Below are 26,080 nucleotides of genomic sequence, written 5' to 3' on the forward strand. Positions count from 1 at the left end.
GGAGGGAGGATGGAAGCCGTGTCCGCAACGCTGCGCGGGATCGCCGCGCGTGGGCCGTCGGGCCTGCTCATCCAGCGGGTTCAAGCACTCCGGGAGCGGCCGCGAAGACGGCATCGAAGAACCGCACGCGTTTCTCGAACCCAAAGCCATCAATCCCACTCAAGCCCTTCAGCACGCCGACCGCGCCGCGACCATGGCGCGGTCGTAACGCGATGCGGCAGGCACTGCGTTGTCCATCGCCTCCTGCGCTGCGTCCGCAGCGTCGGGTGAACGTTCGCTAGGTGTTCTGGCGCGCGTCAACCTTCAGCCGCAGCCGCCGTCGTCACGTCAGTCACCCACTCATCTGCATTCGGAAGACAGCGCCATGACCATGCCGACCGACTCGATCTCTCTCCACGCCCGCCTTAGCCCTCATCGGCTTGCTGCACGCGACCTGCTGCTGGATCAGCAATGGTCGTACGCAGAATTGGACGCATTGATCGGCCGTCTGGCTGCATTGCTGCAGACGCGCGGCTGCGTCGATGGCGAACGGCTTGCCACACTGGCACGCAATTCGGTCTGGCAGGTGGCGTTGCATTTCGCCTGCGGACGCGTCGGTGCGATTTACGTCCCGCTCAACTGGCGGCTGAGTGCAGGCGAACTGGATGCATTGCTACAACGCGCCGAGCCGCGCCTGCTGTTGGGCGACGACGTTGCTGCAGGGCGCGCCGATGTCGCGTCGCTGGCCGACTTCATCGACGCGGCGAAATTGCTCGAACCGGCAGACACTGCGTCGATCCCACCCGACCGCATCAGCCTGATCCTGTTCACCTCCGGCACCTCCGGTCAGCCCAAGGGCGTGATGCTGAGCGAGCAGAATCTGCAGCAGGTGGCGCACAACTTTGGCGTCACCACGCGCGTGGATGCGGGCAGCAGTTTCCTGTGCGAAGCGCCCATGTTCCATATCATCGGCCTGGCCACCAATGTGCGCCCGGCGCTGGCGGTAGGCGGCTCGATCCAGGTCTCCAACGGCTTCGAACCCAAGCGCACCCTGGGCTGGCTGGGCAACCGGTCGCTGGGCATCACGCATTACGTCGGCGTGCCGCAGATGATGCAGGCGTTCCGCAGCCAGCCCGGTTTCGATGCGGCCTCGCTGCGGCATCTCACCGCGCTGGTCAGCGGCGGCGCGCCGCACGCCAGCGATGACCTGCTCGGCTGGCTGGAAGACGGCATCCCGATGGTCAGCGGCTTTGGCATGAGCGAGGCCGGCACGGTGTTCGGCATGTCGGTGGACTGCGCGGTGATCCGCGCCAAGCTGGGCGCGGTCGGCATTTCGCCCCCTGCGGTGCAGACACGCGTGGTCGATGGCGATGGCAACGACTGCCCGGTCGGCGTGCCAGGCGAGTTGCTGTTGCGCGGCCCCAACCTCAGCCCCGGTTACTGGCGCGATCCGCAGGCAAGCGCCGCCGCGCTCGACGAGCGCGGCTGGTTCCGCACCGGCGACATCGTGCGGCACGATGCCGACGGGTTTTTCTGGATCGTCGATCGCAAGAAGGACATGTTCATTTCCGGCGGTGAGAACGTGTATCCGGCCGAGATCGAAGCGGCGCTTGCCGACCATCCGCAGGTACGCGAATGCGCGGTGGTGGGGATCGCCGACCCGCAATGGGGAGAGGTGGGCTACCTGGCGATCGTGCCGGCCGACGACGCGCCGGATCTGGAACAGATCCGCGCCTATCTGATCGAACGACTGGCCAAGTACAAGGTGCCCAAGCATCTGCGCGTGGTCCAGGCGCTGCCGCGCACCGCGACCGGCAAGCTGCAGAAAGCGCGCCTGAAAGACGCCCTGGTCACCGGGGCGTGATGCGCACGGAATGTGGATCGCACCGCGCGCAGCTGGCAGCGACCCGCAGCTTCGCTGCCGAGCCACGGCGGCGAACCATGCCCGACAGCGCAACAGGCGGGCCCGAGCTGCCTGCCGTGTGCGTGCATCACGCCAGTGCAGCACCACCCAGACGCGGCAGCGCTTGTGCCGCGCATGCCGCGCTCAATCGATCACGCGGACTCGTCCAGCAACAGGGTGTCCTCGCTGATCTGGTCGTCCACCCACACCGCCCCCTGCTCGGCCATGGCCGCCAATTGGCGTTCCAGTTCGCGCATCAGCAAGCGCACGCCAGGCTTGTGGATGGCACTGCCATCGCGATAGATCACCCCGCCTGCGCGCGCCTGCGACGGCTGTTGCAGCTGAAAGGCGCGCAACTCGCCACGTGCGATATCCCCGGCCACCATCATGCTCGGCATCACGGCGATGCTGTCGGTGCCGAGCAGAATCTCGCGGGTAAAGCTGGCCGAACTGGAACGCAGCTGATCGCGCGTGGCCAGCCCGTGTTCGCGCATCACCTGCCCCACATCGCGCTCGACATGCTGGCTCAGCGTCGGCAGCACCTGGCGATACGCAGCGGCTTCGGCGATACGCACCTGGCCGTTGGCAAACAGCGGGTGGTCGCTGCGCGCCACCAGCGCGATCGGATCCTGGTACAGCACCTTGCGGATCAACCCGTCGTAGCGAGCCAGCGGATACAGCCGGCCCACCACCAGATCGATCTCGTTGCCGGCCAGCTTGGGCAGCAGTTCGTCGGTGCGCCCATGCAGCAGGCGCACCCGCAAGGTAGGTTCGGCGCGATACAACGCGGCCAGCACGGCCGGCAACAGGCCGCTGGCAGCGACCGGCAACGCGCCCACGGTGATGGTGAGCGCATCGTCTTGCAGCAGACCCTCAAAGGTGTCCTGCGCGCGGCGCAACTGGCCGAGCACGACATGCGCGGTCTGTACCAGCACCTCGCCCATCGCGTTGGGGCGCACGCCGCGCGAATGACGCTCGAACAGCGGCGCGCCGACGATCTCTTCGATCTCCTGCAGGGCACGCGTCAATGCGGGCTGGGTGACGTTCAACACGCGTGAGGCGCGGAGCAGGCTTTTCTGCCGATCCAGCGCCTCGATCACACGTAGATGCCGGACCTTGATACGGTGTTCGAAGAACACGGAGGACATGGTCATGGGGATGGACCTTACGTTGGGAAGTCGGGTAATGCGGCGGGACGGCACCTGGCCGCCCCTGCAGATCAGCGTGCATCGGGCACACGCCGGGTCTGCATGGCGTCTTCGAAGGATTCGCCACGCATGATGGCGTCGACCTGCAGATTGGTCATACGCACCAGACGGGCGAATTTTTCGATGACGAAGACGTTGGCGCGGTACCGCACCAGTCCGAGCCGGCCGCGTGCGAGGATCAGCGCCTTTCATGCTCGGTGAGGCCGGCCTCCTGCATCAGTGTTTCGGAATTTTCAAGCAAGCGATCGCGCCACCGGGCGCGAATCATATGCCACAAGAATCGATCGATGCGCAACGCGCGGTTGCCGGTACGCAGATCGAACAGGTAAGTGCCGCCGATCTGGCGCATGCCGCGTACTTGCGGAATCGTAGGCCGCCCCCCGTGCCGCATTTGCGGTATGCGCGGTATGTGCGAGCAACTGCGCTGAAGACGGCGCGTCAGCGGTTTCGATGCCCGGCTCGTACAGCACCACCGTCATCGCGGTGGCGCTCATCAGGCAGTGGTTCTGATGCAGCGTGCGGATCGGCCCGCCCAGCGCACTGCGCAGCGCCAGCCACATGATCTGCTGCACGCTCCCGTCGCCCCCCTGGCACACGTCATCGCTGTGGGTGAGATCGGTCAGCGCTCCCGGCGCATGCTGGGAACGGTCCAGAAATTCCAAGCCCCACCCGGTGTTGTTGACGCAAATGCGCTCGCCGATGCCCACTGCGAAGGCCGGATATGGGCAGATGAAGAATGGCGTGCAATGGTCGTTGCAGAACAACACCAGCCCAGCGGCCCGCCGCTTGGCCGACCAGCCAGCCACGGGCGTGTCGCCGTCGAACAACGGCTTCCACAATGGATCCTGTTGTCTGCCCTTGTCGTAGGCCACCCCGATGGCGGGAACGTGCGAGGTTCCAATGCCGCCGATGATGCTTGCCATGCTGCACTCCTGCGATGCGCGCTGGCCATTTGCCGGTGGCCGATTGCGCGTCGCTGATTGAATCGAAATGCGTCCCGCCATGGGATCTCACCAACGCCGGCCAGCCACTGCGGACCGCCGAAACGATCTCCTCGGGATCCAAAGTGCCACCAAGCGATCTCATCTGCAAGATTTTTATACCGGTACTGCAAGTTGAGCGCATCACCGCGGCCGTGCTGGCAGCGCGACTGGCCATTTCGTGCCGAGCCCGCCACTACCCAGCGCCACAGCATAGGCATCTGACCCGCACACTGGCTGGCGCGAGCCACCCGCACGGCTTCGGACCTTGGCAGTCTGGCGACCCGGCCTGGCACTGCATGCAGCGCTGTCTGCATCAGCGTGCCGCATCCGCCTCCGCAGCACGCACGCCGACGCAGCAGCATGCATGCCGCGGATCCGGGCGTGTTGCCGCGCTAGTTCGGCGGCAGCCTGCCGGGCGAGCGCCCGCATGCCTTATGTGGGGGTAAGCCACACCGGTGCCGCGCGCTGCGCGCGCGATCACGCGCTGCCGGAGGCACGCTTCCACAGCACATCGACCAGCGGCGGCAACCTGCCGGCCAGCCCGAGGACCGACCCGCGCAACAGGGTCAGGTGCATGTCGTCGTTGGAGAACACCGTGTTGATCGCATCGAAGCCATAAGCAGCCACGGTGTTCTCGCTGCGGCGGGTGCGCGCCCAGCGCTGCAGCCGATGCGGGGCAGCCCAGTCAGCACGCCTTGCCAGCGCATCACGCACCTCGGCGCGCAACGCAGCGACATCGCGCAGGCCCAGATTGACGCCCTGCCCGGCCAACGGATGCACCACATGCGCAGCATCGCCCAGGGTCAGCACGCGGCCGCTGACATACTGCTCCACCAATTGCCGTTGCAGCGGAAACGCCGCGCGCGCGGAGACCACCCGCACCTGCCCCAGCCGCGCTGCGAAGGCCTGGGTCAGCTCGCGCGAGAAGTCGGCATCGTCCAGCGCCAGCACGCGCGCGGCCTCGGCATCCGGCAAGGTCCATACGATCGAACTGCGGCCATCGGCAAACGGCAGCAATGCCAGCGGGCCGGTGGTCAGAAAGCGCTGCCAGGCAGTGGCCTGATGCGGCTGCTCTGTCTCCACGAAGGCGACCACGCCGCGCTGCGCGTAGGCATGCCGCGACACCGGCACACCGGCGAGCTCGCGCAAGGTCGATGCGGCGCCATCGGCGGCAATCGCCATCGCCGCTTCCAGGCGGCTGCCATCGTCCAGGCGCAGGCGCACGCTGCTTGCATCCTGTTCCAGCTCGACCACGCGTGCCGGGCAATGCACCTCGATGCCGGCCGCATGCACGGCGGCCCACAAGCGATCGACCAGCACCGCGTGTTCGATGATCCAACCGAGTTGTTCGCGGCCCAATGTGTCGGCATCGAAGCTCAGTTCGCCGCCACCTGCCGCGTCCCAGACCCGCATGCGCCGGTACGGCTGCACGCGGGCAGCGCGCACCGAGGCCCATACGCCCAGGCTGTCCAGTAACGCGGCATTGTCGGCGGCGAAGGCATAGACGCGCAGATCGGGCTGGTCGGCCCGCCAGCGCGCGGGCTCGCGGCCTTCGACCAGCGCCACGCTCAGGCCGGCATCGGCCAAGGCCAACGCGCAGGCGGCACCGACCACGCCGCCACCGACGATCAACGCATCGCGGGTACCACGGCGACTCATGCGACTCCCCTGCACAATTGCGGCACATCGCCACGGAAACCCATCGCCCCGCCGACCAGCATCGACTGCAACGGCGCCGCCTGCGAGGTGGCGAGCAGGCCGAGGCTGCGCAACGGCCTCAGCAGCGGCGCCGGGTTGCCGGTGAGCCGCGCCAGCCCGCTGGAGAATCCAATGGTCTGCTCGCGGTCCACCCGTCGACGTGCCAGATACTTGGCCAACAGTGCCCCTGCACCGGCATCGCTGCGATCGTGCTCGATCAATTCGGCCAGCGTCAGCGCATCGCGCAAGCCGAGGTTGAAGCCTTGGGCGCCGATCGGATGCAGCGTCTGTGCGGCATTGCCCAGCAGCACCACGCGCTCGGCGACCAGCGCGTGGGCCAGCACCTGCACCAGCGGATACGCGCTGCGTTCGCCGCTGGCGACAAAGCGCCCGGCGCGCCATCCGGCCGCGCGCTGCAACCGCGCCAGCCAGCCAGCGGCGTCGAGCGCTGCCACTGCCTCGGCCTCGGCACGCGCCACGCAGTGGATCGCGCCGTAATGGCGATCGCCGCGCGGCAACAGCGCGGTCGGCCCGTGCTCGCCAAAGCGCTCCCAGGCGGTGCCATCCGGTGGGCGGGAGGCACGGACCCGCGCCACGAACAAGGTCTGCAGGAAGTCGTGCGCGTCGCTGCCGATATGCAGCAGCTCGCGCACTGCGCTATGGGTGCCGTCGGCGCCGACCACCAGCCGGGCCTGCACGCACTGCTCGCCATCAGCGGTAGTGATCCGCAGCGCGCGCAGACCGTCCTGCACCGGCTCGACCCCGATGCAGCGTGCCGGGCGATAGCGGCGCAGCCGGGTCAGTTCGTCCAGGCGTGCCTGCAAGGCCTCGCCGAAATCGCGCGCCACCACCACCTGGCCGAAGCTGTCGCGGCCGTAATCGGCCGCGTCCAGCTGCACACGGCCGAAGTCGCCGGCCCGGCTGACGTGGATGCGCCGGATCGGCCCGGGGGCGCTGCGCAGCTTGGCCATCACCCCCAGCACGCTCAGCGCATTGACGGTGGCGGCGGCAAAACTCAGGTTGCGCTGGTCGAACACCGCTGGCGGCGTGCCGGCCGGGGTGGCTTCCACCAGCCCGACATCCAGGCCGATGCGGTCCAGCGCAATCGCCAGGCTGGAGCCGACCAGGCCGCCGCCGACGATCAGAACGTCATGTGGATGTGTCATTGCCACATGATAAGCCTTCGCCCGTGACCCGTTGCCGCGCCCGGGTGGGACAGCTTGCCGCGCCCTAGCTGGTCTGGCGCGGCCGGCTGATCGCGCAGGGAGCAGTGCCGACCCTTGCCGGTGCAGGGCGCATCCGGACACCCACCGATTTGCGTCCGCCGTGTTCGGCAACGGGGCGCTAGGCAGTTGCTTGCGCCAGGCGGGCCACCGCAAGGCCGCCAATGGCGCGGGCGTGCCGGGTTCCACGCTACACTCGCCAGCCTGTGATCCGGCCACCTCCGCGCATGACTCCTCGCTCGCACGACACCCTGGTTTTGAGTCTGCTTGCCGTCCTGATGGCGGCCACGCGGATCAATCACTTCGCGCCGATCCCGGACGCGTCCTGGGCGGTGTTCTTCATCGGCGGCTTCCATCTGGCCGCGCGCACCAGGCTGGCGTTCCCGCTGCTGATGCTGCTGGCAGTGGCGGTGGATTGGCTGGTGATCACCAACCAGGGCCTGAGCTTCTGGCAGCACTACTGCGTGTCGCCGGCGTACTGGTGCCTGATCCCGGCGTATTTCGCGCTGTGGGCCGGCGGCGTGTGGCTGCGTCGGCAGTATCACGGCGCACAGTGGAGTGCGCTGGCCCGGCTGGTGCCGGCGCTGCTGCTCTCGGTGGCGCTGTGCCAGTTGATCGCCCAGGGCAGCTTCTACTGGATCAGTGCCAGCGTGGCCGAGCCGACCGTGGCCGGCTGGTTCAAGAACTACACCGACTGGCTGGGGCCGTATCTGCGCAGTGCCGCGCTGTATGTCGCCGCTGCCGCGGCAATCCAGGTGGCCGCCGAGCGCCTGACCAGCGCGCCCGGCCAGACCCAGGCCGGCTGAGATGGGCAACCGGCTCTCGCGGATCTATACGCGCACCGGCGACGACGGCAGCACCGGGCTGGGCGACGGCAGCCGTACCGGCAAGGACGCGCTGCGGGTCAACGCCTACGGCACCGTGGACGAGGCCAATTCGGCCATCGGCGTGCTGCTGGCCGCTCCCGGCGTGCCGGAACCGATCGCCGAGCTGCTGACCACCGTCCAGCACCAGTTGTTCGATCTGGGCGGCGAGCTGTGCATCCCCGGCCACGCCGCCATCGATAGCGCCGATATCGATGCGCTGGAGCGCCAGCTGGACCTTTTCAACGACACGCTGCCCCCGCTGAAGGAGTTCATTCTGCCGGCCGGAGGCGAGGCCGCTGCGCGCTGCCACCTGGCCCGCACCATCGTGCGTCGGGCCGAGCGCGAGACCGTTGCGCTATCGCGCCAGGAGACCGTGCGCAGCGAGGCGATCGGTTACCTGAACCGGCTGTCCGACCTGCTGTTCGTGCTGGCGCGCGTGCTGGCGCGCGCCGATGGCCAGCAGGAAGTGCTGTGGCGGCACGACCGCCGGCGCGGCTGACCTGCACATGGCACGGCGGACAGGCTAGATTTGCCCCATGTTGGTCTTTACCCATCCCGCCTGCCTCGGGCACGACGCCGGCCCCGAGCACCCCGAGAGCCCCGCCCGCCTGGAAGCGGTGGTGGGGGCCCTGCGCGACGCGTTCCCGGACCTGGACTGGCGCGAGGCGCCGCTGGCCAAGCTCGGCGACCTGTGCCGGGTGCATGAGCGCGAACAGGTCGACGCGGTGCTGGAAACCGCCTTCGAAGGCCACCATCGGCTCGACGTGGACACCGTGATGTCTCCCGGCTCGCGCGCGGCAGCATTGCGCGCGGCAGGTGCCGGCATCGCCGCGGTGGACGCGGTGATGCAGGACGCCACCCGCACCGCCTTCTGCGCCGTGCGCCCACCCGGGCACCATGCCACCGCGCAGGTGTCGATGGGCTTTTGCCTGTTCAACAACATTGCCGTGGCCGCCGCGCATGCGCGCGACCGGCATGGGCTGGAACGGATCAGCATCGTGGATTTCGACGTCCACCACGGCAACGGCACGCAGGCGATCTTCGAGCGCGACCCGAGCGTGCAGTATCTCAGCACCCACCAGTCCGGGCTTTATCCGCACTCGGGCAGCGTTTACGAGCGCGGCATCGGCAACATTCACAACCTGCTACTGCAACCAGGCAGCGACGGGCTGCGCTTCCGCAACGCGTGGGAAGACGAGATGCTGCCGCTGGTGGATGCCTTCCGCCCGCAGCTGATCCTGATCTCGGCCGGCTTCGATGCGCATCTGCGCGATCCGCTGGCCGATCTGATGCTCGATGCCGACGACTTCGCCTGGCTGACCGGCGCGCTGCGCACCCTGGCCGAGCGGCATGCCCGTGGCCGGGTGGTATCCATGCTGGAAGGCGGCTACGACCTGCAGGCCTTGCGCGAAAGCAGCGTAGCGCACGTGGCCGCGCTGCGTTGAACCCTACCAGCGCCTTGCTCGCGCCCCCATCGCGATGAACCTCGCCCTCCCGACCAGGGAGCTCTTCATTGCCCCTATGCGGGGTATGCGGCAAGCTAGTCGCCATTTTATTGGTTGAATCACGCGTGCGCCGAGTTCTCCGCCTGCTGCCCCTGCCTTTGAGCATCGCCATTTGCCTCCCGGCCATGGCTGCCGACAAGCCGTTGAACTGGGGACTGTGCCCGGCCGTGGATCCGCTGCCAGGCTTTGACGGCGCGCCCGCCGCAGATGCCAAGGCCGCCGAAATGCGCCAGCAGTTGCCGACCGACATCGAAGGCGACCAGCTGTCCGGCACCAGCACCACCCCGCAGTACCAGGGCAATGTGGCGCTCAAGCGCGGCGACCAGTTCCTGGGCGCCGACAACCTGCGCATGGACACCGAGACCGGCAACTACATCGCCGAAGGCCATGTCCGCTACCAGGACACCTCCTTCCGCATGGTCGCCGACCGCGCCGAAGGCAATCAGGACACCGACGCCCACAAGGTCACCAACATCCAGTACCAGCTGGTGGACCGGCGCGGCAACGGCGCGGCCGAGTCGGTGGACCTGCAGGGCCAGGTCGGGCAGATGCACCGCTCGACCTATACCACCTGCGATCCCTCGCAGCCGATCTGGCGCGTGCGCGCGCCGGAGATCGACGTCGACAACGAAGAAGGCTTCGGCACCGCCCGCAACGCCGTGCTGCAGATCGGCAAGGTGCCGGTGCTGTATTTCCCCTGGTTCAAGTTCCCGATCGACGACCGTCGCCAGACCGGCCTGCTGTTCCCGCAGTTCGGCCTGTCCGGTCGCAATGGCTTCGACTACCTGCAGCCGATCTACCTGAACCTGGCGCCGAACTACGACGCGACCCTGCTGCCACGCTACATGAGCAAGCGCGGTTTCATGTTCGGCACCGAGTTCCGCTATCTGTACGAAGGCGGTCGCGGCGAGATCACAGGCAACTATCTGCCCAACGACAAGTTGCGCGACAAGGACCGCGGCAGCGTCTTCTACAGCGGCTACCACAACGTCAACAAGTACTGGCAGGCGCGTGCCAGCATCTCCTGGGTCAGCGACACCCGCTATGTGGAAGACTTCACCAGCCGCCTGAACGGCATGGGCTCGGCCTCCAGCCTGCAGAGTACCGTGGGCATCTACGGTACCGGCGAAACCTGGACCGCCGGCCTGATGGCCGATCGCTGGCAGCTGACCGACTACACGCTGGACGAGCAGGCGCTGCCCTACAACCGCCAGCCGCGCGCCTATTTCACCTGGGACAAGCCATTCGGCATCTTCGAGGCCGGCGTGTACGCCGAAGCGGTGCGCTTCAACCACGACGACTCTTACTTTGTCAGGCCTCCAACCGACGGGAACACCAACGGTGACGACGGCGATGATTACGTGCGCACCAACATCCGCAACAAGGAATACGGCAGCGGTTCGCGCTTTGACATCAAGCCCTATATCTCGATGCCGCTGTCCGGCGCAGCCTGGTTCTTCACTCCGACCGTGGCATGGCGCTACACCGCGTATCAGCTGGATTCGACGCTGGCCAACACCGCGCCGCTGACCGGTGACCGTTCCCCCTCACGCAGCCTGCCGATCGCCTCGCTGGATGCCGGCCTGTACTTCGACCGCGAGACTTCGGTATTCGGCACCAACTATCTCAATACGTTGGAGCCGCGCCTGTACTATTTGTACGTGCCGTACCGCGACCAGGACGACCTGCCGGTCTTCGATACCCGCCCGTTCACCTTCAGCTATGGCCAGTTGTTTCGTGACTCGCGTTATACCGGTGCGGACCGTCAGAACGATGCCAACCAGCTGACCCTGGCAGTGACCTCGCGCTGGCTGCGCCAGGACGATGGCCGCGAGAAACTGTCGCTGAGTGCGGGGCAGATCCTGTACTTCAACGACTCACTAGTCACCATCAACAACAGCACCAACACTGCCACTGGCGGCAGCGAGCAGCCGATCGAGCAGGGCAAGTCCGCCTGGGTGGCCGACGCCAACTACATGATCAACGACCGCTGGTCGATGGGCGCCACCTATCAATGGAACCCGAATTCGCGCAAGGAAGATCTGGCCAGCCTGCGGACGCGCTACCTGCTCAACAACGACGGCATCATCAATCTGGCGTATCGCTACCGTCGCAACCTGATCGATGACAGCGACCAGCTCAAGCAGGCCGACTTCTCCTTCCTGTACCCGATCAACCCCAGCTGGAGTGCGGTCGGCCGTTATTACTACTCGCTGCTGGACCGCAAGCCACTGGAAATCATCGGTGGCGTGCAATGGGACAGCTGCTGCCTGGCGGTGCGCGCGCTGGTGCGCCGGTTCGTGCGCAACCGCAATGGCGAGATGGACAACTCCATCCAGGTGGAGTTCGTGCTGAAGGGCCTGAGCTCGTTCGGGCAGAACACGGACCGCACTTTGCGCCGTGCTATTCTCGGCTATTACCGCGACGACCTGTATCTGGTCCCGCCCAGCAATACCACGACTAATCCGGACGATTACGATCCGAACTTGATTCCATGACCAAGCCTTTCTCTGTTGTTCTTGCCTCGCTGCTGGTACTCACCAGCACGCTCTCGCCGTTGGCCTCGGCACAGCAATCCCAGCCGCTGGATCGCATTGCCGCCATCGTCGATGAAGACGTGGTGCTGCAGAGCGAGCTCGATCGCGCCGTACGCAACGTCAAGTCGCAGTACGCCGGCCGGGAAAACCAGCTGCCGCCGGACGATGTCCTGCAGCGCCAGGTGCTCGAGCGTCTGGTCCTGGTCAAATTGCAGGTCGGTCGTGCCGATGGCAGCGGTATCCGCGTCAGCGACGAGGAACTCAACCGGGCAATTGCCAGCATCGCTCAGCAGAACGGCACCACTGTCGATGGTCTGCGCCAGAAACTGGCAGCCGACGGCATGGGCTATGGCGATTTCCGCGCTTCGGTGCGTGACGAAATCATCGTGCAGCGCCTGCGTCAGAGCTTTGCGCAGAGCCGCATCAGCGTGAGCGAAGGCGAAGTGGACACTGCGCTGGCACAGCAGGCCACCACCGGCAGCCAATATCACCTGGCGCACATTTTGGTTGGCCTGCCGGAAGGTGCGACGGCCGACCAGATCGCCACTGGCCAGAAAAAGGTCGATGGCGTGAAGGCATTGATCGACAAAGGCGAGCTGGACTTCTCGGCAGCGGCAGTGCGGTATTCCGACAGCCCGAACGCGCTGGAAGGCGGCGATCTGGGCTGGCGCAGCCTGGACGAAATCCCCAACGCATTCGCCCAGCTGATCCGTGACATGCAGCCTGGCCAGGTCGCCGGTCCGCTGCGTGGTCCCAGCGGTTTCCAGTTGCTCAAGCTGGTGGAAATGCGCGACGCCAATGCCGGCGGCGAGAAGAAGCTGGTCACCGAATACAACGCACGCCACATCCTGGTGCGCATCAACGACAGCCAGACCGAGGCGCAGGCCAAGGCCAAGATCGACACGCTACGTGCGCGCATCACTGGCGGCGCCGACTTTCAGGCCACCGCGAAGGAATCTTCCGAAGATACCAACAGCCGTGGCCAGGGTGGCGATCTGGGCTGGTTCCCGGCCGATGCGTTCGGCCCTGACTTCGGCAAGCAGGTCGAAGGCCTGGCCGACGGCGCGGTGTCCGAACCGTTCCGCACCCAGGCGGGTTGGCACATCGTGCAACGCGTGGGTAGCCGTCAGACCGACGTCAGTGCCGAAAGCCAGCGTGCGCAGATCCGTGAAACGATCGGCCGTCGCAAGCTGGAAGAAGAGTACAACCGCTATCTGCAGGAGCTGCGTGGCGAAGCGTATGTGAGCTTCCGTACCGGCGACCGCGCCGACGGCGATGCCACCGCCGCTCCAGCCAAGCCGGCCGACCCTGCGGCGCCTGCCGCACCGACACCGCCGCCGGCGCGGCCGACGCGCTGATTCGATGCTCCCGTCGCTCGCGCTGGTGCCAGGCGAGCCGGCCGGGATCGGGCCGGAGCTGTGCGTCCGGCTCGCCCAACGGCCGCGCTCGGACGCCCACCTGATCGCCTACGCCGATCCGGACACCCTGCACAGCGCCGCAAAGGCGCTGTCTTTGTCTGTGCGGCTGCTCGATCCGGACCAGCGCGCGCGCGCGCCCGGCGACTTGCCGCTGCATCCGATCCGCCAAGCCGTGCCTACCCACTTCGGGACACCTGATCCCGCCAATGCGGCAGCGGTCATTGCCGGCCTGCGTGGCGCTGCCGGCGACTGCCTGTCCGGCAAGCTGCAGGGCATCGTCACCGGCCCGGTACACAAGGCAGCGATCAATGCCGGTGGCATTCCCTACACCGGCACCACCGAGCTGCTGGCCGAACAGGCGGGCTGCCCGGTGGTGATGATGCTGGCAAATGCCGTCGTGCGCGTCGCCCTGGTGACAACCCATTTGCCATTGCGCGCAGTCGCCGATGCGATCACCGCCGACGCGGTGACGCGCTGCCTGCGCATTACCGATGCCGCGATGCGACGCGACTTCGGCCTGGAACGCCCGCGCATCGCGGTGCTTGGCCTCAACCCGCATGCCGGCGAAGACGGGCACCTGGGCCGCGAGGAACTGGACATCATCATCCCGGTACTGGAGCAGCTACGCGGCGACGGCATGCAGCTGATCGGCCCGCTACCGGCCGACACTGCATTCTTACCGCAGAAACTCACCGGCTTCGATGCGGTGGTGGCGATGTATCACGACCAGGGCCTGCCGGTGCTCAAGTACAGCGGCTTCGAACAAGCGGTCAACATCACGCTCGGCCTGCCCTACCCGCGCGTGGCGGTCGATCACGGCACTGCACTGGAGCTGGCCGGGCGCGGTATCGCCGACCCGTCCAGCCTGATGGCGGCGACCGACCTGTGCGCGCGTCTGGCAGCACGCCGCTGAGCGAGAGGCGATTGCCTGCGTTGGACGATGCGCATCGTGCACGCATCCCATCTGCCGCGTCTCCCAGGTGCAGGACCGGCACCGCGTGCAGGCGCTGCCACGTTAAACTGCGCGCATGAATCATTCTTTCAGCGCACCGGCCAAGAAGTCGCTTGGCCAGCACTTTCTTGCCGACCGGTATTACATCGACCGCATCGTGCAGGCAGTGGACCCGCGCGCCGGCCAGCACCTGGTCGAAATCGGCCCCGGCCAGGGCGCGATCACCTTTCCGCTGCTGCGCAAGCACGGCGCACTGACCGTGATCGAGTTCGACCGCGACCTGATCGCACCATTGACCGACGCCGCTGCACCGCTCGGCGCGCTGAGCATCATCCATCGCGATGTGCTTGGCGTGGATTTCACCGCGCTGGCCGATGGCACGCCGATCCGGCTGGTCGGCAACCTGCCCTACAACATCTCTTCGCCGATCCTGTTCCATGCGCTGGACCATGCCGGCGCGCTGGCCGACATGCACTTCATGCTGCAAAAGGAAGTGGTCGACCGCATGGCCGCCGGCCCCGGCAGCAAGGTATACGGGCGCCTGAGCGTGATGCTGCAGGCCTATTGCGAGGTCACCGCACTGTTCGTGGTACCGCCGGGCGCATTCCGGCCGCCGCCGAAGGTGGACTCGGCGGTGGTACGGCTGGTGCCGCGCGATCCGGCCACGGTGCTGATCAGGGACCGGCGTCGCTTTGCCGACGTGGTGCGCGCCGGTTTCGGTCAGCGCCGCAAGACCCTGCGCAATGCCTTGTCCAACGTCTGCGAGCCCGCCCATTTCGAGGCCGCGCAGGTGCGCCCGGATGCGCGCGCCGAACAACTCGAGGTCGCGGATTTTGTCCGTCTGGCCAATGTCGAGCTGGCTTGAGCGCCGCTCCCACACGGTTTTATTTAGACTTTCCGCATGCACGATGATCCGCGCTACCGGGTCGAGGTCGAGGTGTCGCCCCGCTTCCTCGCCCATCAATCGACCCCCGACGAAGGCCGCTACGCCTTCGCCTACAGCATCCGCATCCACAACGCGGGCGTCGTGCCTGCGCGCCTGATCGCACGTCATTGGCAGATCACCGACGCCAACGGACGCACCGAACGAGTGGATGGCGAAGGCGTGGTCGGCGAGCAACCCTGGCTACGCCCCGGCGAGGCATTCAGCTATACCTCTGGCGTGCTGCTTGAGACCGAGCAGGGACAGATGCAAGGTCATTACGACATGGTGGCCGACGATGGCACCGAATTCACCGCCCCGATCGCCGCCTTCGTGCTGAGCGTACCCAGGACGCTGCACTGATGGATGCTGGACTGATGGAGCGCAAGCGATGAGCGTCTGGGCGATTGGCGATCTGCAGGGGTGTTACGACATCACCCAGCGCCTGCTGGAAAAAATCAACTTCGATCCCGCGCAGGACACGTTGTGGTTCTGCGGCGACCTGGTCAACCGGGGCGGCCAGTCGCTGGAAACGCTGCGCCTGGTGCATTCGCTGCGCGCACATAGCGTGGTGGTGCTGGGCAACCACGATCTGTCGCTGCTGGCGATCGGCGCGCGTTCTGAAGAAGAGCAGCGCAAGGTCAATCCGGATCTGCTGCGCATCGTGCTGGCCGAAGACCGCGACCTGCTGCTCGACTGGCTACGGATGCAGAAGCTGGCACACCTGGACCGCGAACTGGGCTGGATGATGATCCACGCCGGGCTGGCGCCGAAGTGGACCACGCAGATGGCCGAGAAACATGCGCGCGAGGTCGAGCAGCAGCTGCAGGGCGGCGGCTATCGCAAGCTGTTGCGCAACATGTACGGCGATCAGCCGGGCTGGTCGCCGGGCCTGAGCGGGTACGACCGCAGCCGTGCGATCATCAACCTGTTCACGCGTATGCGCTATTGCACCCCACGCGGGCGCATCGCCACCGACGACAAGGGCACGCCGGGCACGCAGGCGCAGGGCCTGTATCCGTGGTTCGAAGTACCGGGCCGGGTCGAGCGCGATCTCAAGATCGTGTGCGGGCATTGGTCCGCACTCGGGCTGACCATCACCCAGGGCGTGCACGCCATCGATACCGGTGCGGTATGGGGCGGCAAACTCACCGCCCTGCAGCTGGATACCGACGAACTGCGCGTGGTGCAGGTGCCGGGAATCCCGATCACGCAGCCATCGCAGACCGCGCAACGTAGCCGGTCGCCGCGCCGTCGACAACGCCAGCGCGGCGGTGGCGGGGACAATGCGAATGCGAACGCCGGTTCCACCGCACCCGGTGCCGCTCCGCCCGCTGCCGCTGCGGACTGAATAACGGGCGCGGTCGGCGCACTGCTGCAGCATGCCGAGGCAGTGCCTCGGCGCTTGCGATCAGCCCGATCGTGCATCCGCCACGCGACTGGCACGCTTGCACATTGGGCCTTCCGGCATGCGAACGCACTGATTCGCATCGCTGCCTCAAAACCGCCGGACTGCATGCACTCGGCAGCACCATCGTGCATGCGCGGCTAACTGAGTTCAGCGCCGCCGATAGTCCACGTAATCGAATGCGAAGGCATGCCGCGCATCGACCGCGTGCGACTCGCGTTGCACCGGCTCCCACACGGCCGGGTCGATCGGCGGAAAGTAGGTGTCGGCCCGTTCCACGGTGGTGTCCACTTCGGTGACGGCCAGCAGGTCCGCACGCTCCATGGTCAGGCGATAGACCTCGCCACCACCGATCACGCACAGCTCCTGTGCACCGGCCGCCTCGGCCTGCGCAATCGCCTCATCGAGCGACACCACCGCCTGCATGTCCGCGAACGGCACCTGCCCCGAACGCGTCAGCACCAGGTTCACTCGCCCCGGCAAGGCACGCCCCAGCGACTGCGCGGTCTTGCGCCCCATCAGGATCGGCTTGCCCAAGGTCAGCGCCTTGAAGCGCTTGAGATCGTCCGGCAACTTCCACGGCAATGCGTTGTCGCAGCCGATGGCATTGTTGCGGTCGAAGGCGACGATCAGGGTCAGTTTCATACGGCCGACAGTATCCCTTCGAACATCAAATCCACGTGTGGCATCACTCAGCGAAGCGACGCTTACACCGCCACCGGCGCCTTGATCGCCGGATGCGGGTCGTAACCCTCGATGGCGATGTCCTCGAAGCGGAATGCAAACAGGTCGGTCACGGCAGGATTCAGGCGCAAGGTCGGCAGCGCACGCGCGCTGCGCGCCAGTTGCTCGCGTGCCTGCGCGAAGTGATTCGAATACAGGTGCGCATCGCCCAGCGTATGCACGAAGTCGCCCACGCCCAGGCCGGTGGCCTGCGCCACCATGTGCGTCAGCAGTGCGTAGCTGGCGATATTGAACGGCACGCCGAGAAAGATGTCGCCGCTGCGCTGATACAGCTGGCAGCTGAGCTTGCCGTTCACCACATAGAACTGGAACAGGCTGTGACACGGCATCAGGGCCATCTGCGGCAGCTCGCCGACGTTCCAGGCGCTGATCACCAGCCGGCGCGAATCCGGGTTGCGCTTGATCTCGTCCACCAGCCATTGCATCTGGTCGATCTCGACGCCGTCCGGGCCGGTCCAGCGCCGCCATTGCTTGCCGTACACAGGGCCGAGATCGCCGTTGTGGTCGGCCCATTCGTCCCAGATCCGAACCTGGTGGTCCTTGAGATAGCCGATGTTGGTGTCGCCCTGCAGGAACCACAGCAGCTCGTGGATGATCGAGCGCAGGTGCAGCTTCTTGGTGGTCACCAGCGGAAAACCGTCGTTGAGGTCGAAGCGCATCTGCCAGCCGAACACGCTGCGCGTGCCGGTGCCGGTGCGATCGGACTTCTCGGCGCCATGGTCCAGCACATGCTGCAGCAGGTCCAGATAGGGCTTCACTTGGCCGCCTCCGCGCCCGCGGTCTGCACCAGTACCGGCTGCAACACCGGCGCGCGGCGCGACATCGCCAGCAACACCAGGCCGCCGATGATCAACGGCAGGCTCAGGATCTGCCCCATCGTCAGCCAGTTGAAGGCCAGGTAGCCGATCGGTGCATCCGGCACGCGCACGAATTCCACGATGAAACGGAACACGCCGTACAGCAGCGCGAACATCCCCGACACCGCATAGCGTGCGCGCGGCTTCATCGAGAAGGTCCACAGCACCACGAACATCACCACCCCTTCCAGCGCCGCCTCGTAGAGTTGCGAAGGATGCCGCGCAAACTGGTTCAATGCACCGGCGGCGTACTGCGCCTGGAGTTCTGCCGGCAACTTCCCGGCCAGTTCCGGCGCAAGCGGGAAGATCACGCCCCAGCCAGCGTCGGTGAACTTGCCCCACAACTCGCCGCCGACGAAATTGCCGAGCCTCCCGAAGCCCAGGCCCAGCGGCACCAGCGGCGCCACGAAATCCATCACGTCGAAGAAGTGCAGCCGGTGCTTGCGCGCCCACAGCCCGCAGGCAATCAGCACGCCCAGCAGGCCGCCGTGGAAGCTCATGCCGCCCTGCCACACCTTGAACAGGATCAACGGGTTGGCCAGCAGGCTGTCGAACGCATAGAACAGCATGTAGCCGATGCGCCCGCCCAGCACCACGCCGAGCATGCCGTAGAACAGCAGGTCGGAAAATCCGTCCATGTCCACGCCAGGCAGGCGGCCGCGCAGGATATGCGAGCGCCCCAGTGCCCAGGCAGAGAAGAACGCGGCCAGGTACATCAACCCGTACCAGTGCACCTGCACCGGTCCAAGCGAGAAGGCGATGGGGTCGATGGCGTGCAGATAGATCATGCGGACCGCGGATCACGAAAAAGCGAGGCGTCTATTCTGACACCTCGCACGCGTTCAGCCTAAGAGCTGGGGACGATCGGGCAGCTCATCTTCATGCTGGGAGCCGGCAGCGGCAGGAAAATGCTCGGTCAACAGCTCGGTTACCGCCTCGATCCCGGCCAGCACCGCCGCCTCGTGCTCGCCCTCGCGCAGGAACTGCTGCATGCGCCGGCACACCTCGGCCCACTGCGCTTCCGGCACCCGGCTGCGCAGCCCGCGGTCGGCGACCACTTCGATGGCGTGGTCGGCCAGCAGCAGATACAGCAGCACCCCGTTGTTGGCTTCGGTGTCCCAGGTGCGCAATTGCGCGAAGGCCTGCTCGGCGCGCTGGCGCGCGGTGTGCCCGCGCCATAGCGCGTCCAGCGGCAGGTCGGCTTCCACTGCCACCATGACCTGGCCGGTATGGGTGCGCTCGCTGGCGGCAACCGCCGCGGCGATCGCGTCCATGCAGCTGGCGGGAAAACTGCGCTGCGCCGAGGGCGCGAAGACATGCCTGAGCCACCGCATTACCAGCTCCCCGAGGCGCCACCGCCTCCCGATGATCCGCCACCACCACCCCAGCCGCCGCCACCGAAACCGCCGCGGCCACCGCCTCCAAAGCCACCGAATCCGCCACCGCCCCAGCCACCGCCGCCGACAAAGCGCCCCGGCGAACCGGACGCCAGGCCTGCCAGCAGCCCGATCACCGCAGCGCCGGCGCTGGCGAACAGCAGCGAGGTAAACAGCAGGGCGGCGCCACCGGCGGCGACGCCGGTCAGCAGCGCGCGCAGCGGCCGTGGCAAAGCACCGAGAATGCCGCGCGCCACCATCGCGACCACAAAACCGATGAACAAGGCCATGATCCAGCCGCCGCCACCCGAGCCATTACCGGCGCCGCCATCGGCGTGCCCGCTGACCGGCGCCGGCAGGGCCTCGCCTTCGATCAGGCCGGCCAGCGTCGCAGTCGCCGCACTGATGCCGCCGGCGTAGTCGCCTTCACGGAAGCGCGGCGCCAGGTACTCCTGGATGATGCGGTTGGCCGTGATGTCGGGGATCGCACCTTCCAGGCCATAGCCCGGCTGGATCCGCACCCGGCGGTCGTCCTTGGCCACCAGCAGCAACACGCCGTCGTCCACGCCCTTGCGGCCGATCTTCCACTGGTCGAACACGCGCTGGGTGTACTGCTCGATCGCCTCCGGCTGCGTGGTCGGCACGATCAGGACCTGCAACTGCGCGCCCTTGCGCTGCTGCAAGGCCAGCGCCTGCTGCTCGAGTTGTTGGGTCTGCGAGGCATCCAAGGTGCCGGTGGTGTCGACCACGGGCGAGCGCAGTGGCGGAATGGCTGCCAGATCCTGCGCCAGGAGCGAGGCCGGCAGCAGCAACAGCGCCACCATCCAGAACACCCGCATGTAGTTCTTCCGCATTCGCAACTCCTACCTGATGAGCACTGGCGCTTCATAGGCACTGGCACTTGGTTGACCCTTCTACCTGCGGGAGAAGCTGCCCCGAAGGGGCGGATGAGGGGACGAGCCAAGCCTTGTGTCATTGGACAACCCAAAGGCTTCGCCCCGTCCCCTCACCCCAACTCCTCTTAACGATGCGCAGGTTGCGATGGCTTACTGCGCAGGTTGCGGCTGCGATTGCTGCGGCGCCTGCTGATTGCCGAAATCCACCTGCGGTGCGCGCGAAATCTGCGCCTCGTTTTCCACGCTGAAATTGGGCTTGGGCTGGTAGCCGAAGATCTTGGCGGTGATCACCTGCGGAAACGAACGGATGTAGGTGTTGTACTCCTGCACCGTCTGGATGTAGCGACCGCGCGCCACGGTGATGCGGTTTTCGGTGCCTTCCAGCTGCACCTGCAGATCGCGGAACGACTGGTCGGATTTCAGCTGCGGATAGTTTTCGCTGACCACCAACAGGCGCGACAGTGCGCTGCCGAGTTCGCCCTGCGCCTGCTGGAACTGCTTGAGCGAGGCTTCGTCGTCGGCATTGACCTGGATCTGCCCGACCCGCGAGCGCGCATTGGTCACCTCGGTCAGCACCTGGCGCTCCTGCTGGGCATAGCCCTGCACGGTGCGCACCAGATTGGGAATCAGGTCGGCGCGACGCTGATACTGATTCAGCACCTCCGACCAACCTGCCTTGACGCCTTCTTCCTTCTGCTGGATCGCGTTGTAGCCGCAACCGGACAGCGAGACGGTCAGGATCAGCAACACCAGGGCGCGAATCAGGACGGGCATGCAGGCGATTCCGTTGAAAGAGAGCCGCAGCATGCCACGCGGCGAGTCAAGCCGGCATGCACGCGTGCGCCTGGCAGGCGATTCGACCAGGCACGATGACGCCCGGCCATCGGCAGAAGCAGTCGCTGCATGCCGCGTGACAGGTTGATACGTCAGCTGGCGCGATCCGGTGCGTCCCATCGCAACGAAGGTCTCCATGCATCTGCCAATCCAGTCGCCTACAGAAGCCGACTGGCAGCTGCGCGTCGCGCAGACCACACTCTTCAGAGCAAGCGCGGCAGCAGGATCAGTCCCCAGCACAGCAGCACATTGATCAGCAGCAGGAACACCGCAGCCGAGCCCATGTCCTTGGCGCGGCCGGCCAGCACGTGGTGCTCGGGGCCGTAACGTTCGATCACCGCCTCGATGGCCGAGTTCAGCAGTTCGGCGGCCAGCACGATCAGCAACGGCGCGATCAGCGCAATGCGTTCCAGGCCGGACTGGCCAAGCCACAGCCCCAGCGGCAGCAGCACTACCGCCAGGCACACCTCCAGCCGAAACGAGGATTCGTGCAGCCATGCCGCGCGCAGGCCCTGCCATGACCAGACCGCTGCCTTGAGCATGCGGCGCGGACCGCGTGGCACGTGTCCCAGTTGATCGGCCATGCGTCAGTGCTTCCGGCCGCAAGGGCATATCTGGGGACGGCTCGAACGCATGGCGTGGTCACTGCTGGGGAAAGTGCGAATCTTGCACCGTCGTGCAGCGCGCCGCCAGGGCGTGACCAGGTGCCGCAACAGCTGGCGTTGGGCCTGCAAGGCCGTCAGATGCTGCCGCATGGCGCAATCTTTTCCACATTGCCGGTGCAGGCCCGGCGGCAGGCTCTGCGAGCAACCCGTGGCAGGCGCTGGACGCCCGCCGGTTTGCCCTCGGCTTCCAGCCTGTCGCACCATGGTGGTCCGCTTCACTGTCGCAGGTTCTTTCGCATGACCAAACATCCCTTGCGCACGCTGCTGTGCGCACTTGCCTTGTTGTCCGGCCACGTCCACGCCGCCGCCCCGCACACCGCACCACAGATACCGGCGCAGGTGTCCAATCCCGCCTGGGAAGACGACATGCGGCGCTTTTCCGACAGTGATGCGCAACAACCGCCGCCCAAGCACGGCATCGTCTTCGTCGGCAGTTCGTCGATCCGTTTCTGGGACACGCTGACCCAGGATTTCCCCGGCATGCCGGTGATCAATCGCGGCTTCGGCGGTTCGGAGGTGCGCGACAGCACCTGGTACGCCGACCGCATCGTGATCCCGTATGCGCCGCGCCAGGTGGTGCTGTATGCCGGCGACAACGATCTCAACAGCGGCCGCACGCCGCAGCAGGTGCGCGATGACGTGCTGGCATTCGTGCAGCGCATCCGCCGTGATCTGCCCACCGCGCGCATCAGCTATCTGTCGATCAAACCCAGCCCGTCGCGCGCGCATCTGCTGCCTTCGATCGTCAATGCCAACCGCCTGATCAAGGACGCACTCGCGCCGCTGCCGCGCGTGGACTACGTGGACGTCTACACGCCGATGCTCGACGCCGACGGCAAACCGCGCGCCGAGCTGTTTCGCCAGGACATGCTGCATATGACCGCCGATGGCTATGCCATCTGGCGCAAGGCGGTGGCCCCGGTGTTGGAGCAGAAGTAGCGCCCTGCGGATCGATCTGGCGAGGTGCTTGCCAGATCGGTCGATCAATTGCGGCAAGCGATCCTGCAGATGCAGCTGGCCTCTGCGGTGGATCGCCACAGCGCGCGGGATCAATGCAGCGCAGTCGAAAACACCATCATCGCAACCGCAAATGGCGCCCCAGGCGCATGCAGCGCGCCTGCCTCGTCAGCAGACGATTCCAGGCGACCCGCATGTCGCTAACGCCACCACGACCTCAGGCCACCACCACTGCAACCGAGGTGCCGACACCGGACTCGCTATGCAGCTCGATCCGCCAGCCGAAGCGATCGCACAGGCGGCGCACGATCGACAGGCCCAGACCGGTGCCCTGCGGGCGGGTGGGATCGGCGCGGAAGAACGGCTCGAATGCGCGCGCGCGCGCTTCCTCGCTCATGCCGATGCCGGTGTCGCGCACGATGATGCGGTCCTGGGCGACTTCCACTTCGATGCTGCCGGTGTCGGTATAGGCGCAGGCATTGCGCAGCAGGTTGCTGAGCACCACCCGCATCACCCGCGGCGGGGCGAACATCTGCAGGCTGCGGTCGCCGACCATCGTCAAGGACACCGGCTTGTCGCCCAGCAGTTCGCGGGCGCTGTCGACTTCCTCGCTGGCCAGTTCGGCGGCATCGAAGGTTTCGCTTTGCGGGTCGATCTCGGCCTCGCGCGCCAGGATCAGGAAGGCGTCGATCACCGCTTCCATGTCGCGGCCGGCACGCTGGATCCGGCGCAGGCTGCGCTGGGTGCGCTGCGACAGTTCGTCGTCGGCCAGCGCCATGTCGCTGGCCACCCGGATCACCGTCAACGGTGTGCGCAGCTCATGGCTGGCATCGCGGGTGAAATTGCGCTCCCGTGCGACATGGTCGCTGACCCTCTGCCCCAGCGCATGCAGCGCGGCGGCCAATTGCCGCGTCTCACCCTGCAGATCGGCAGGCAACCGCTCCGGCGCCAGTTCGTCGACATCGGGATTGCGCGGATCCCACTGCGACACGCGCCGCGCCAGCCAGCTGACCGGCGAGACCAGCCGCTTGGAAATCCGGTAGGTCACCCAGAACACGCCATAGATCGCCAGCAGCACCAGCATCGCCGGCACCACCCCGAACCAGAGTGTCAGGTGCGCCGCACGCGAGCGTGGGAACACCAGGTGCAAGCGCCCTTCCGGACGTTGATCGACATACACCAGGGCGTCGGCGGCGGCCACTTCGCTGAAGCCCGGCGACAACTGCCGCAACGCCGCGGGCGCAGGATCGCGGCCCTGGCCGGCGGGCGAAAAATAGCCCTGGATGTTGCGTGTATTCGGCGGCGGATTGCTCGGCGCGCTCTTGTGCAGGCGCCAGAAATGCACTGCCTCGTCGGCAAGCACGGTCCGCACCAGGCTGTACTTGATGACGAAGGACAGCAGATAGCCGCCCAGCACGATCGCCAGGCCCGCCAGAGCGACCTGCAGAAGAAAGGCCAGACGTATTTTTCGTGAAAGCCCGTGCGGCATTGCTGCATCCAGGGGAGAGCGCCGGATTATAGGCAACGCTTCCGTAAGCCCGTCGTGCAGCCAGACGGCAGCACGCGGAAGCGACAGGCGCGTGGGCGCCTACAGGAGGTGACCGACCGCCAGAACGGCGGCCGGCCGGTGACATCAGGCCATCGGCTGAGCGATGTCGGCAATGCGGTAGCCGGCGCTCTGCACGGTGTGCAGCAGCGGGCGGTCGAACGGCTTGTCGATGATCTTGCGCAGGTTGTATAGATGGCTGCGCAAGGTGTCCGAATCCGGCAACCCGTTGCCCCAGATCTCGCGCTCGATTTCCTGGCGGGTGACCACACGCGGCGACTCGCGCATCAGGATGGTGAGCAGGCGCAGGCCGATCGGCGAGAGCTGCAGCTCGGTGCCGGCGCGGGTGGCGCGCATGCTGACCGGATCGAGCACCAGGTCGGCGACCTTGAGCACTTCCGAGCCGACCTGGCGGCGCTCGCGGCGGATCAGGGCACGCAGGCGCGCTTCCAGTTCCTGGATCGCAAACGGCTTGGTCAGGTAGTCATCCGCACCGAAACCCAAGCCGGTAAGCTTGTCGTCGAGCGTGTCGCGGGCGGTCAACATCAGCACCGGGGTGGACTTGCGTGCATCGTTACGCAGGCGACGACACACTTCGATGCCGTCCAGACGTGGCAGCATGAGATCCAGCACGACCACGTCGTAGCTGTTCTCGGCGGCCAGACGATAGCCGTCGAGTCCGTCCTGTGCATAGTCGACCTCGAAGCCACGGCCTTCTAGGTACTCGCCGATCATTTCAGAAATATTGCGGTTGTCTTCGACGACCAGCACGAGGCCGGACGTTTCCTTGGTCTGACGCATGGACTTTCCTCGGTCTTCAGCTTTGTGAAACATGCCGGATCGGCAGTGGAAAGGGCGTGAAGATCAAATAACGCTTTGTAACGGCATGCGGGCGCTGCCGGCCGTCAACGCCCGAGCAAGGGGCGTAGCGCCGGCCACACCGTTTCCAGCACCTTGGGCTGGGCTGCGGCAGTGGGATGCAGGCCGTCGGCCTGCATCAGGCCTGGCTGCAGTGCGACCTTTTCGAGGAAGAACGGCACCAGCGCCGTCTTGTACTGCCCGGACAGATCGGCGTAGGCCGCCTTCAGGCGCTCGCGGTAGGCGGGGCCGTAATTCGGCGGCACGTCGATGCCGAGCAACAGCACCTTCGCGCCGGCCTGCTGGCTGAGCCGGATCATCTTTTCCAGATTACCCTTGAGCTGGGCCGGGGTCAGGCCGCGCAGCGCATCGTTGCCGCCGAGTTCGATCACTATCACACCGGGGCGATGCTTCTGCAGCAGGCCGGGCAGCCGTGTCAACGCACCGGATGTGGTTTCGCCGCTGATGCTGGCATTGACGACCGCCGGTGGCGTCGCCATGTCACGCTTGAGACGTTGGTCCAGCAAGTTGACCCAACCGGACTGCACCGGGATGTTGTGTGCAGCGCTCAGGCTGTCGCCGACCACCAGGATCGGTGCAGTCGCCACCGGACTTTTGGCAGAGGCAATTCCTGGCGCAAGCAGGGACAGTGTCAGCAGCCACAGGACTAGCGCGCCATATCGCAGTGTTCTTTCACGCATTCGGAGATTCCTCATCGACAGTCTGGCCCCCCGCTCCAGCACCC

Annotated in this window: 24 protein-coding genes and 2 pseudogenes; 11 read left to right on the top strand and 15 right to left on the bottom strand. The window is 66.4% G+C overall.

The window, feature by feature from the left end:
• The first annotated feature begins 364 nt into the window (after positions 1–364).
• Positions 365–1,843, top strand: a complete 1,479-nt coding sequence (locus tag XarjCFBP7645_RS17265; protein WP_104538462.1) for an AMP-binding protein — start codon at positions 365–367, stop codon at positions 1,841–1,843.
• Positions 1,844–2,034: 191 nt separating this feature from the next.
• Here XarjCFBP7645_RS17265 and XarjCFBP7645_RS17270 read toward each other — a convergent pair whose 3' ends face one another.
• From XarjCFBP7645_RS17270 to ubiH, 5 genes and pseudogenes are all read right to left on the bottom strand, one after another.
• Positions 2,035–3,036, bottom strand: coding sequence for a LysR substrate-binding domain-containing protein (locus tag XarjCFBP7645_RS17270; protein ID WP_104538463.1), 1,002 nt, complete (start codon positions 3,034–3,036; stop codon positions 2,035–2,037).
• A gap of 65 nt (positions 3,037–3,101) precedes the next feature.
• Positions 3,102–3,439 (bottom strand): annotated as a pseudogene (locus XarjCFBP7645_RS17275) (protocatechuate 3,4-dioxygenase).
• A 43-nt stretch (positions 3,440–3,482) separates the two neighbouring features.
• Positions 3,483–4,013 (bottom strand): annotated as a pseudogene (locus XarjCFBP7645_RS17280) (protocatechuate 3,4-dioxygenase); the annotation flags it as partial.
• 537 nt (positions 4,014–4,550) lie between these two features.
• Positions 4,551–5,732: a UbiH/UbiF family hydroxylase gene (locus tag XarjCFBP7645_RS17285; protein ID WP_104538464.1), complete on the bottom strand. Its 1,182-nt coding sequence runs from the start codon at positions 5,730–5,732 to the stop codon at positions 4,551–4,553.
• The gene (ubiH, locus tag XarjCFBP7645_RS17290; protein WP_104538465.1) at positions 5,729–6,937 is read right to left on the bottom strand and encodes a 2-octaprenyl-6-methoxyphenyl hydroxylase; all 1,209 of its coding nucleotides are present in this window, start codon (positions 6,935–6,937) and stop codon (positions 5,729–5,731) included. Before ubiH ends, XarjCFBP7645_RS17285 begins: the two co-directional genes overlap by 4 nt.
• A gap of 284 nt (positions 6,938–7,221) precedes the next feature.
• On the opposite strand from ubiH, the gene XarjCFBP7645_RS17295 reads away from it, so the two are divergent.
• The 9 genes from XarjCFBP7645_RS17295 to XarjCFBP7645_RS17335 all read left to right on the top strand — a co-directional run bounded on the left by XarjCFBP7645_RS17295 (position 7,222) and on the right by XarjCFBP7645_RS17335 (position 16,545).
• Positions 7,222–7,800 carry a hypothetical protein gene (locus XarjCFBP7645_RS17295; protein WP_039515445.1) on the top strand — a complete coding sequence of 193 codons (579 nt, stop codon included), beginning with the start codon at positions 7,222–7,224 and terminating at the stop codon, positions 7,798–7,800.
• A gap of 1 nt (position 7,801) precedes the next feature.
• Complete coding sequence (locus XarjCFBP7645_RS17300; RefSeq protein ID WP_039515447.1) at positions 7,802–8,359, top strand: cob(I)yrinic acid a,c-diamide adenosyltransferase; 558 nt, start codon at positions 7,802–7,804, stop codon at positions 8,357–8,359.
• Between the two features lie 37 nt (positions 8,360–8,396).
• A complete protein-coding gene (locus tag XarjCFBP7645_RS17305) occupies positions 8,397–9,305 on the top strand; it encodes a histone deacetylase family protein (protein ID WP_104538466.1) in 909 nt (302 codons plus the stop codon).
• Positions 9,306–9,430: 125 nt separating this feature from the next.
• A complete protein-coding gene (lptD, locus tag XarjCFBP7645_RS17310; RefSeq protein WP_104538467.1) occupies positions 9,431–11,863 on the top strand; it encodes an LPS-assembly protein LptD in 2,433 nt (810 codons plus the stop codon).
• A complete protein-coding gene (locus tag XarjCFBP7645_RS17315; protein ID WP_104538468.1) occupies positions 11,860–13,260 on the top strand; it encodes a peptidylprolyl isomerase in 1,401 nt (466 codons plus the stop codon). The genes lptD and XarjCFBP7645_RS17315 overlap by 4 nt, the downstream gene beginning before the upstream one ends.
• A 4-nt stretch (positions 13,261–13,264) precedes the next feature.
• The gene (gene pdxA, locus XarjCFBP7645_RS17320) at positions 13,265–14,233 is read left to right on the top strand and encodes a 4-hydroxythreonine-4-phosphate dehydrogenase PdxA (protein ID WP_104538469.1); all 969 of its coding nucleotides are present in this window, start codon (positions 13,265–13,267) and stop codon (positions 14,231–14,233) included.
• 115 nt (positions 14,234–14,348) lie between these two features.
• Positions 14,349–15,137, top strand: coding sequence for a 16S rRNA (adenine(1518)-N(6)/adenine(1519)-N(6))-dimethyltransferase RsmA (gene rsmA / locus XarjCFBP7645_RS17325; protein ID WP_104538470.1), 789 nt, complete (start codon positions 14,349–14,351; stop codon positions 15,135–15,137).
• Between the two features lie 36 nt (positions 15,138–15,173).
• Positions 15,174–15,557 carry a Co2+/Mg2+ efflux protein ApaG gene (gene apaG / locus XarjCFBP7645_RS17330; protein WP_104538471.1) on the top strand — a complete coding sequence of 128 codons (384 nt, stop codon included), beginning with the start codon at positions 15,174–15,176 and terminating at the stop codon, positions 15,555–15,557.
• Between the two features lie 28 nt (positions 15,558–15,585).
• Positions 15,586–16,545, top strand: coding sequence for a symmetrical bis(5'-nucleosyl)-tetraphosphatase (locus XarjCFBP7645_RS17335; protein ID WP_104538472.1), 960 nt, complete (start codon positions 15,586–15,588; stop codon positions 16,543–16,545).
• Positions 16,546–16,752: 207 nt separating this feature from the next.
• Here XarjCFBP7645_RS17335 and XarjCFBP7645_RS17340 read toward each other — a convergent pair whose 3' ends face one another.
• From XarjCFBP7645_RS17340 to XarjCFBP7645_RS17370, 7 genes are all read right to left on the bottom strand, one after another.
• A complete protein-coding gene (locus XarjCFBP7645_RS17340; RefSeq protein ID WP_104538473.1) occupies positions 16,753–17,247 on the bottom strand; it encodes a dihydrofolate reductase in 495 nt (164 codons plus the stop codon).
• Positions 17,248–17,309: 62 nt separating this feature from the next.
• On the bottom strand, positions 17,310–18,104 hold the full coding sequence (locus XarjCFBP7645_RS17345; protein ID WP_104538474.1) for a thymidylate synthase: 795 nt from the start codon (positions 18,102–18,104) through the stop codon (positions 17,310–17,312).
• Positions 18,101–18,991, bottom strand: a complete 891-nt coding sequence (gene lgt, locus XarjCFBP7645_RS17350; protein ID WP_104538475.1) for a prolipoprotein diacylglyceryl transferase — start codon at positions 18,989–18,991, stop codon at positions 18,101–18,103. The genes XarjCFBP7645_RS17345 and lgt overlap by 4 nt, the downstream gene beginning before the upstream one ends.
• Before the next feature lie 54 nt (positions 18,992–19,045).
• Positions 19,046–19,537 carry a TPM domain-containing protein gene (locus XarjCFBP7645_RS17355; RefSeq protein ID WP_104538476.1) on the bottom strand — a complete coding sequence of 164 codons (492 nt, stop codon included), beginning with the start codon at positions 19,535–19,537 and terminating at the stop codon, positions 19,046–19,048.
• Positions 19,537–20,433, bottom strand: coding sequence for a TPM domain-containing protein (locus XarjCFBP7645_RS17360; RefSeq protein WP_104538477.1), 897 nt, complete (start codon positions 20,431–20,433; stop codon positions 19,537–19,539). The genes XarjCFBP7645_RS17355 and XarjCFBP7645_RS17360 overlap by 1 nt, the downstream gene beginning before the upstream one ends.
• A 192-nt stretch (positions 20,434–20,625) precedes the next feature.
• Positions 20,626–21,249, bottom strand: coding sequence for a LemA family protein (locus tag XarjCFBP7645_RS17365; RefSeq protein ID WP_104538478.1), 624 nt, complete (start codon positions 21,247–21,249; stop codon positions 20,626–20,628).
• 263 nt (positions 21,250–21,512) lie between these two features.
• Positions 21,513–21,893, bottom strand: a complete 381-nt coding sequence (locus XarjCFBP7645_RS17370) for a diacylglycerol kinase (protein WP_046345747.1) — start codon at positions 21,891–21,893, stop codon at positions 21,513–21,515.
• Positions 21,894–22,211: 318 nt separating this feature from the next.
• On the opposite strand from XarjCFBP7645_RS17370, the gene XarjCFBP7645_RS17375 reads away from it, so the two are divergent.
• Positions 22,212–22,913 (top strand): SGNH/GDSL hydrolase family protein, encoded by a 702-nt coding sequence (locus tag XarjCFBP7645_RS17375; protein ID WP_104538479.1) that lies wholly within the window; start codon positions 22,212–22,214, stop codon positions 22,911–22,913.
• Between the two features lie 235 nt (positions 22,914–23,148).
• Here the strand turns inward: XarjCFBP7645_RS17375 and XarjCFBP7645_RS17380 are convergent, their stop codons facing one another.
• From XarjCFBP7645_RS17380 to XarjCFBP7645_RS17390, 3 genes are all read right to left on the bottom strand, one after another.
• The gene (locus XarjCFBP7645_RS17380) at positions 23,149–24,420 is read right to left on the bottom strand and encodes a sensor histidine kinase (protein WP_104538480.1); all 1,272 of its coding nucleotides are present in this window, start codon (positions 24,418–24,420) and stop codon (positions 23,149–23,151) included.
• A 144-nt stretch (positions 24,421–24,564) separates the two neighbouring features.
• The gene (locus XarjCFBP7645_RS17385) at positions 24,565–25,278 is read right to left on the bottom strand and encodes a response regulator transcription factor (protein WP_002811889.1); all 714 of its coding nucleotides are present in this window, start codon (positions 25,276–25,278) and stop codon (positions 24,565–24,567) included.
• Positions 25,279–25,382: 104 nt separating this feature from the next.
• On the bottom strand, positions 25,383–26,051 hold the full coding sequence (locus XarjCFBP7645_RS17390) for an arylesterase (RefSeq protein WP_181126369.1): 669 nt from the start codon (positions 26,049–26,051) through the stop codon (positions 25,383–25,385).
• Positions 26,052–26,080: the final 29 nt, after the last annotated feature.

Source organism: Xanthomonas arboricola (genome assembly GCF_002940665.1).
Classification (GTDB): Bacteria; Pseudomonadota; Gammaproteobacteria; order Xanthomonadales; family Xanthomonadaceae; genus Xanthomonas; species Xanthomonas arboricola_B.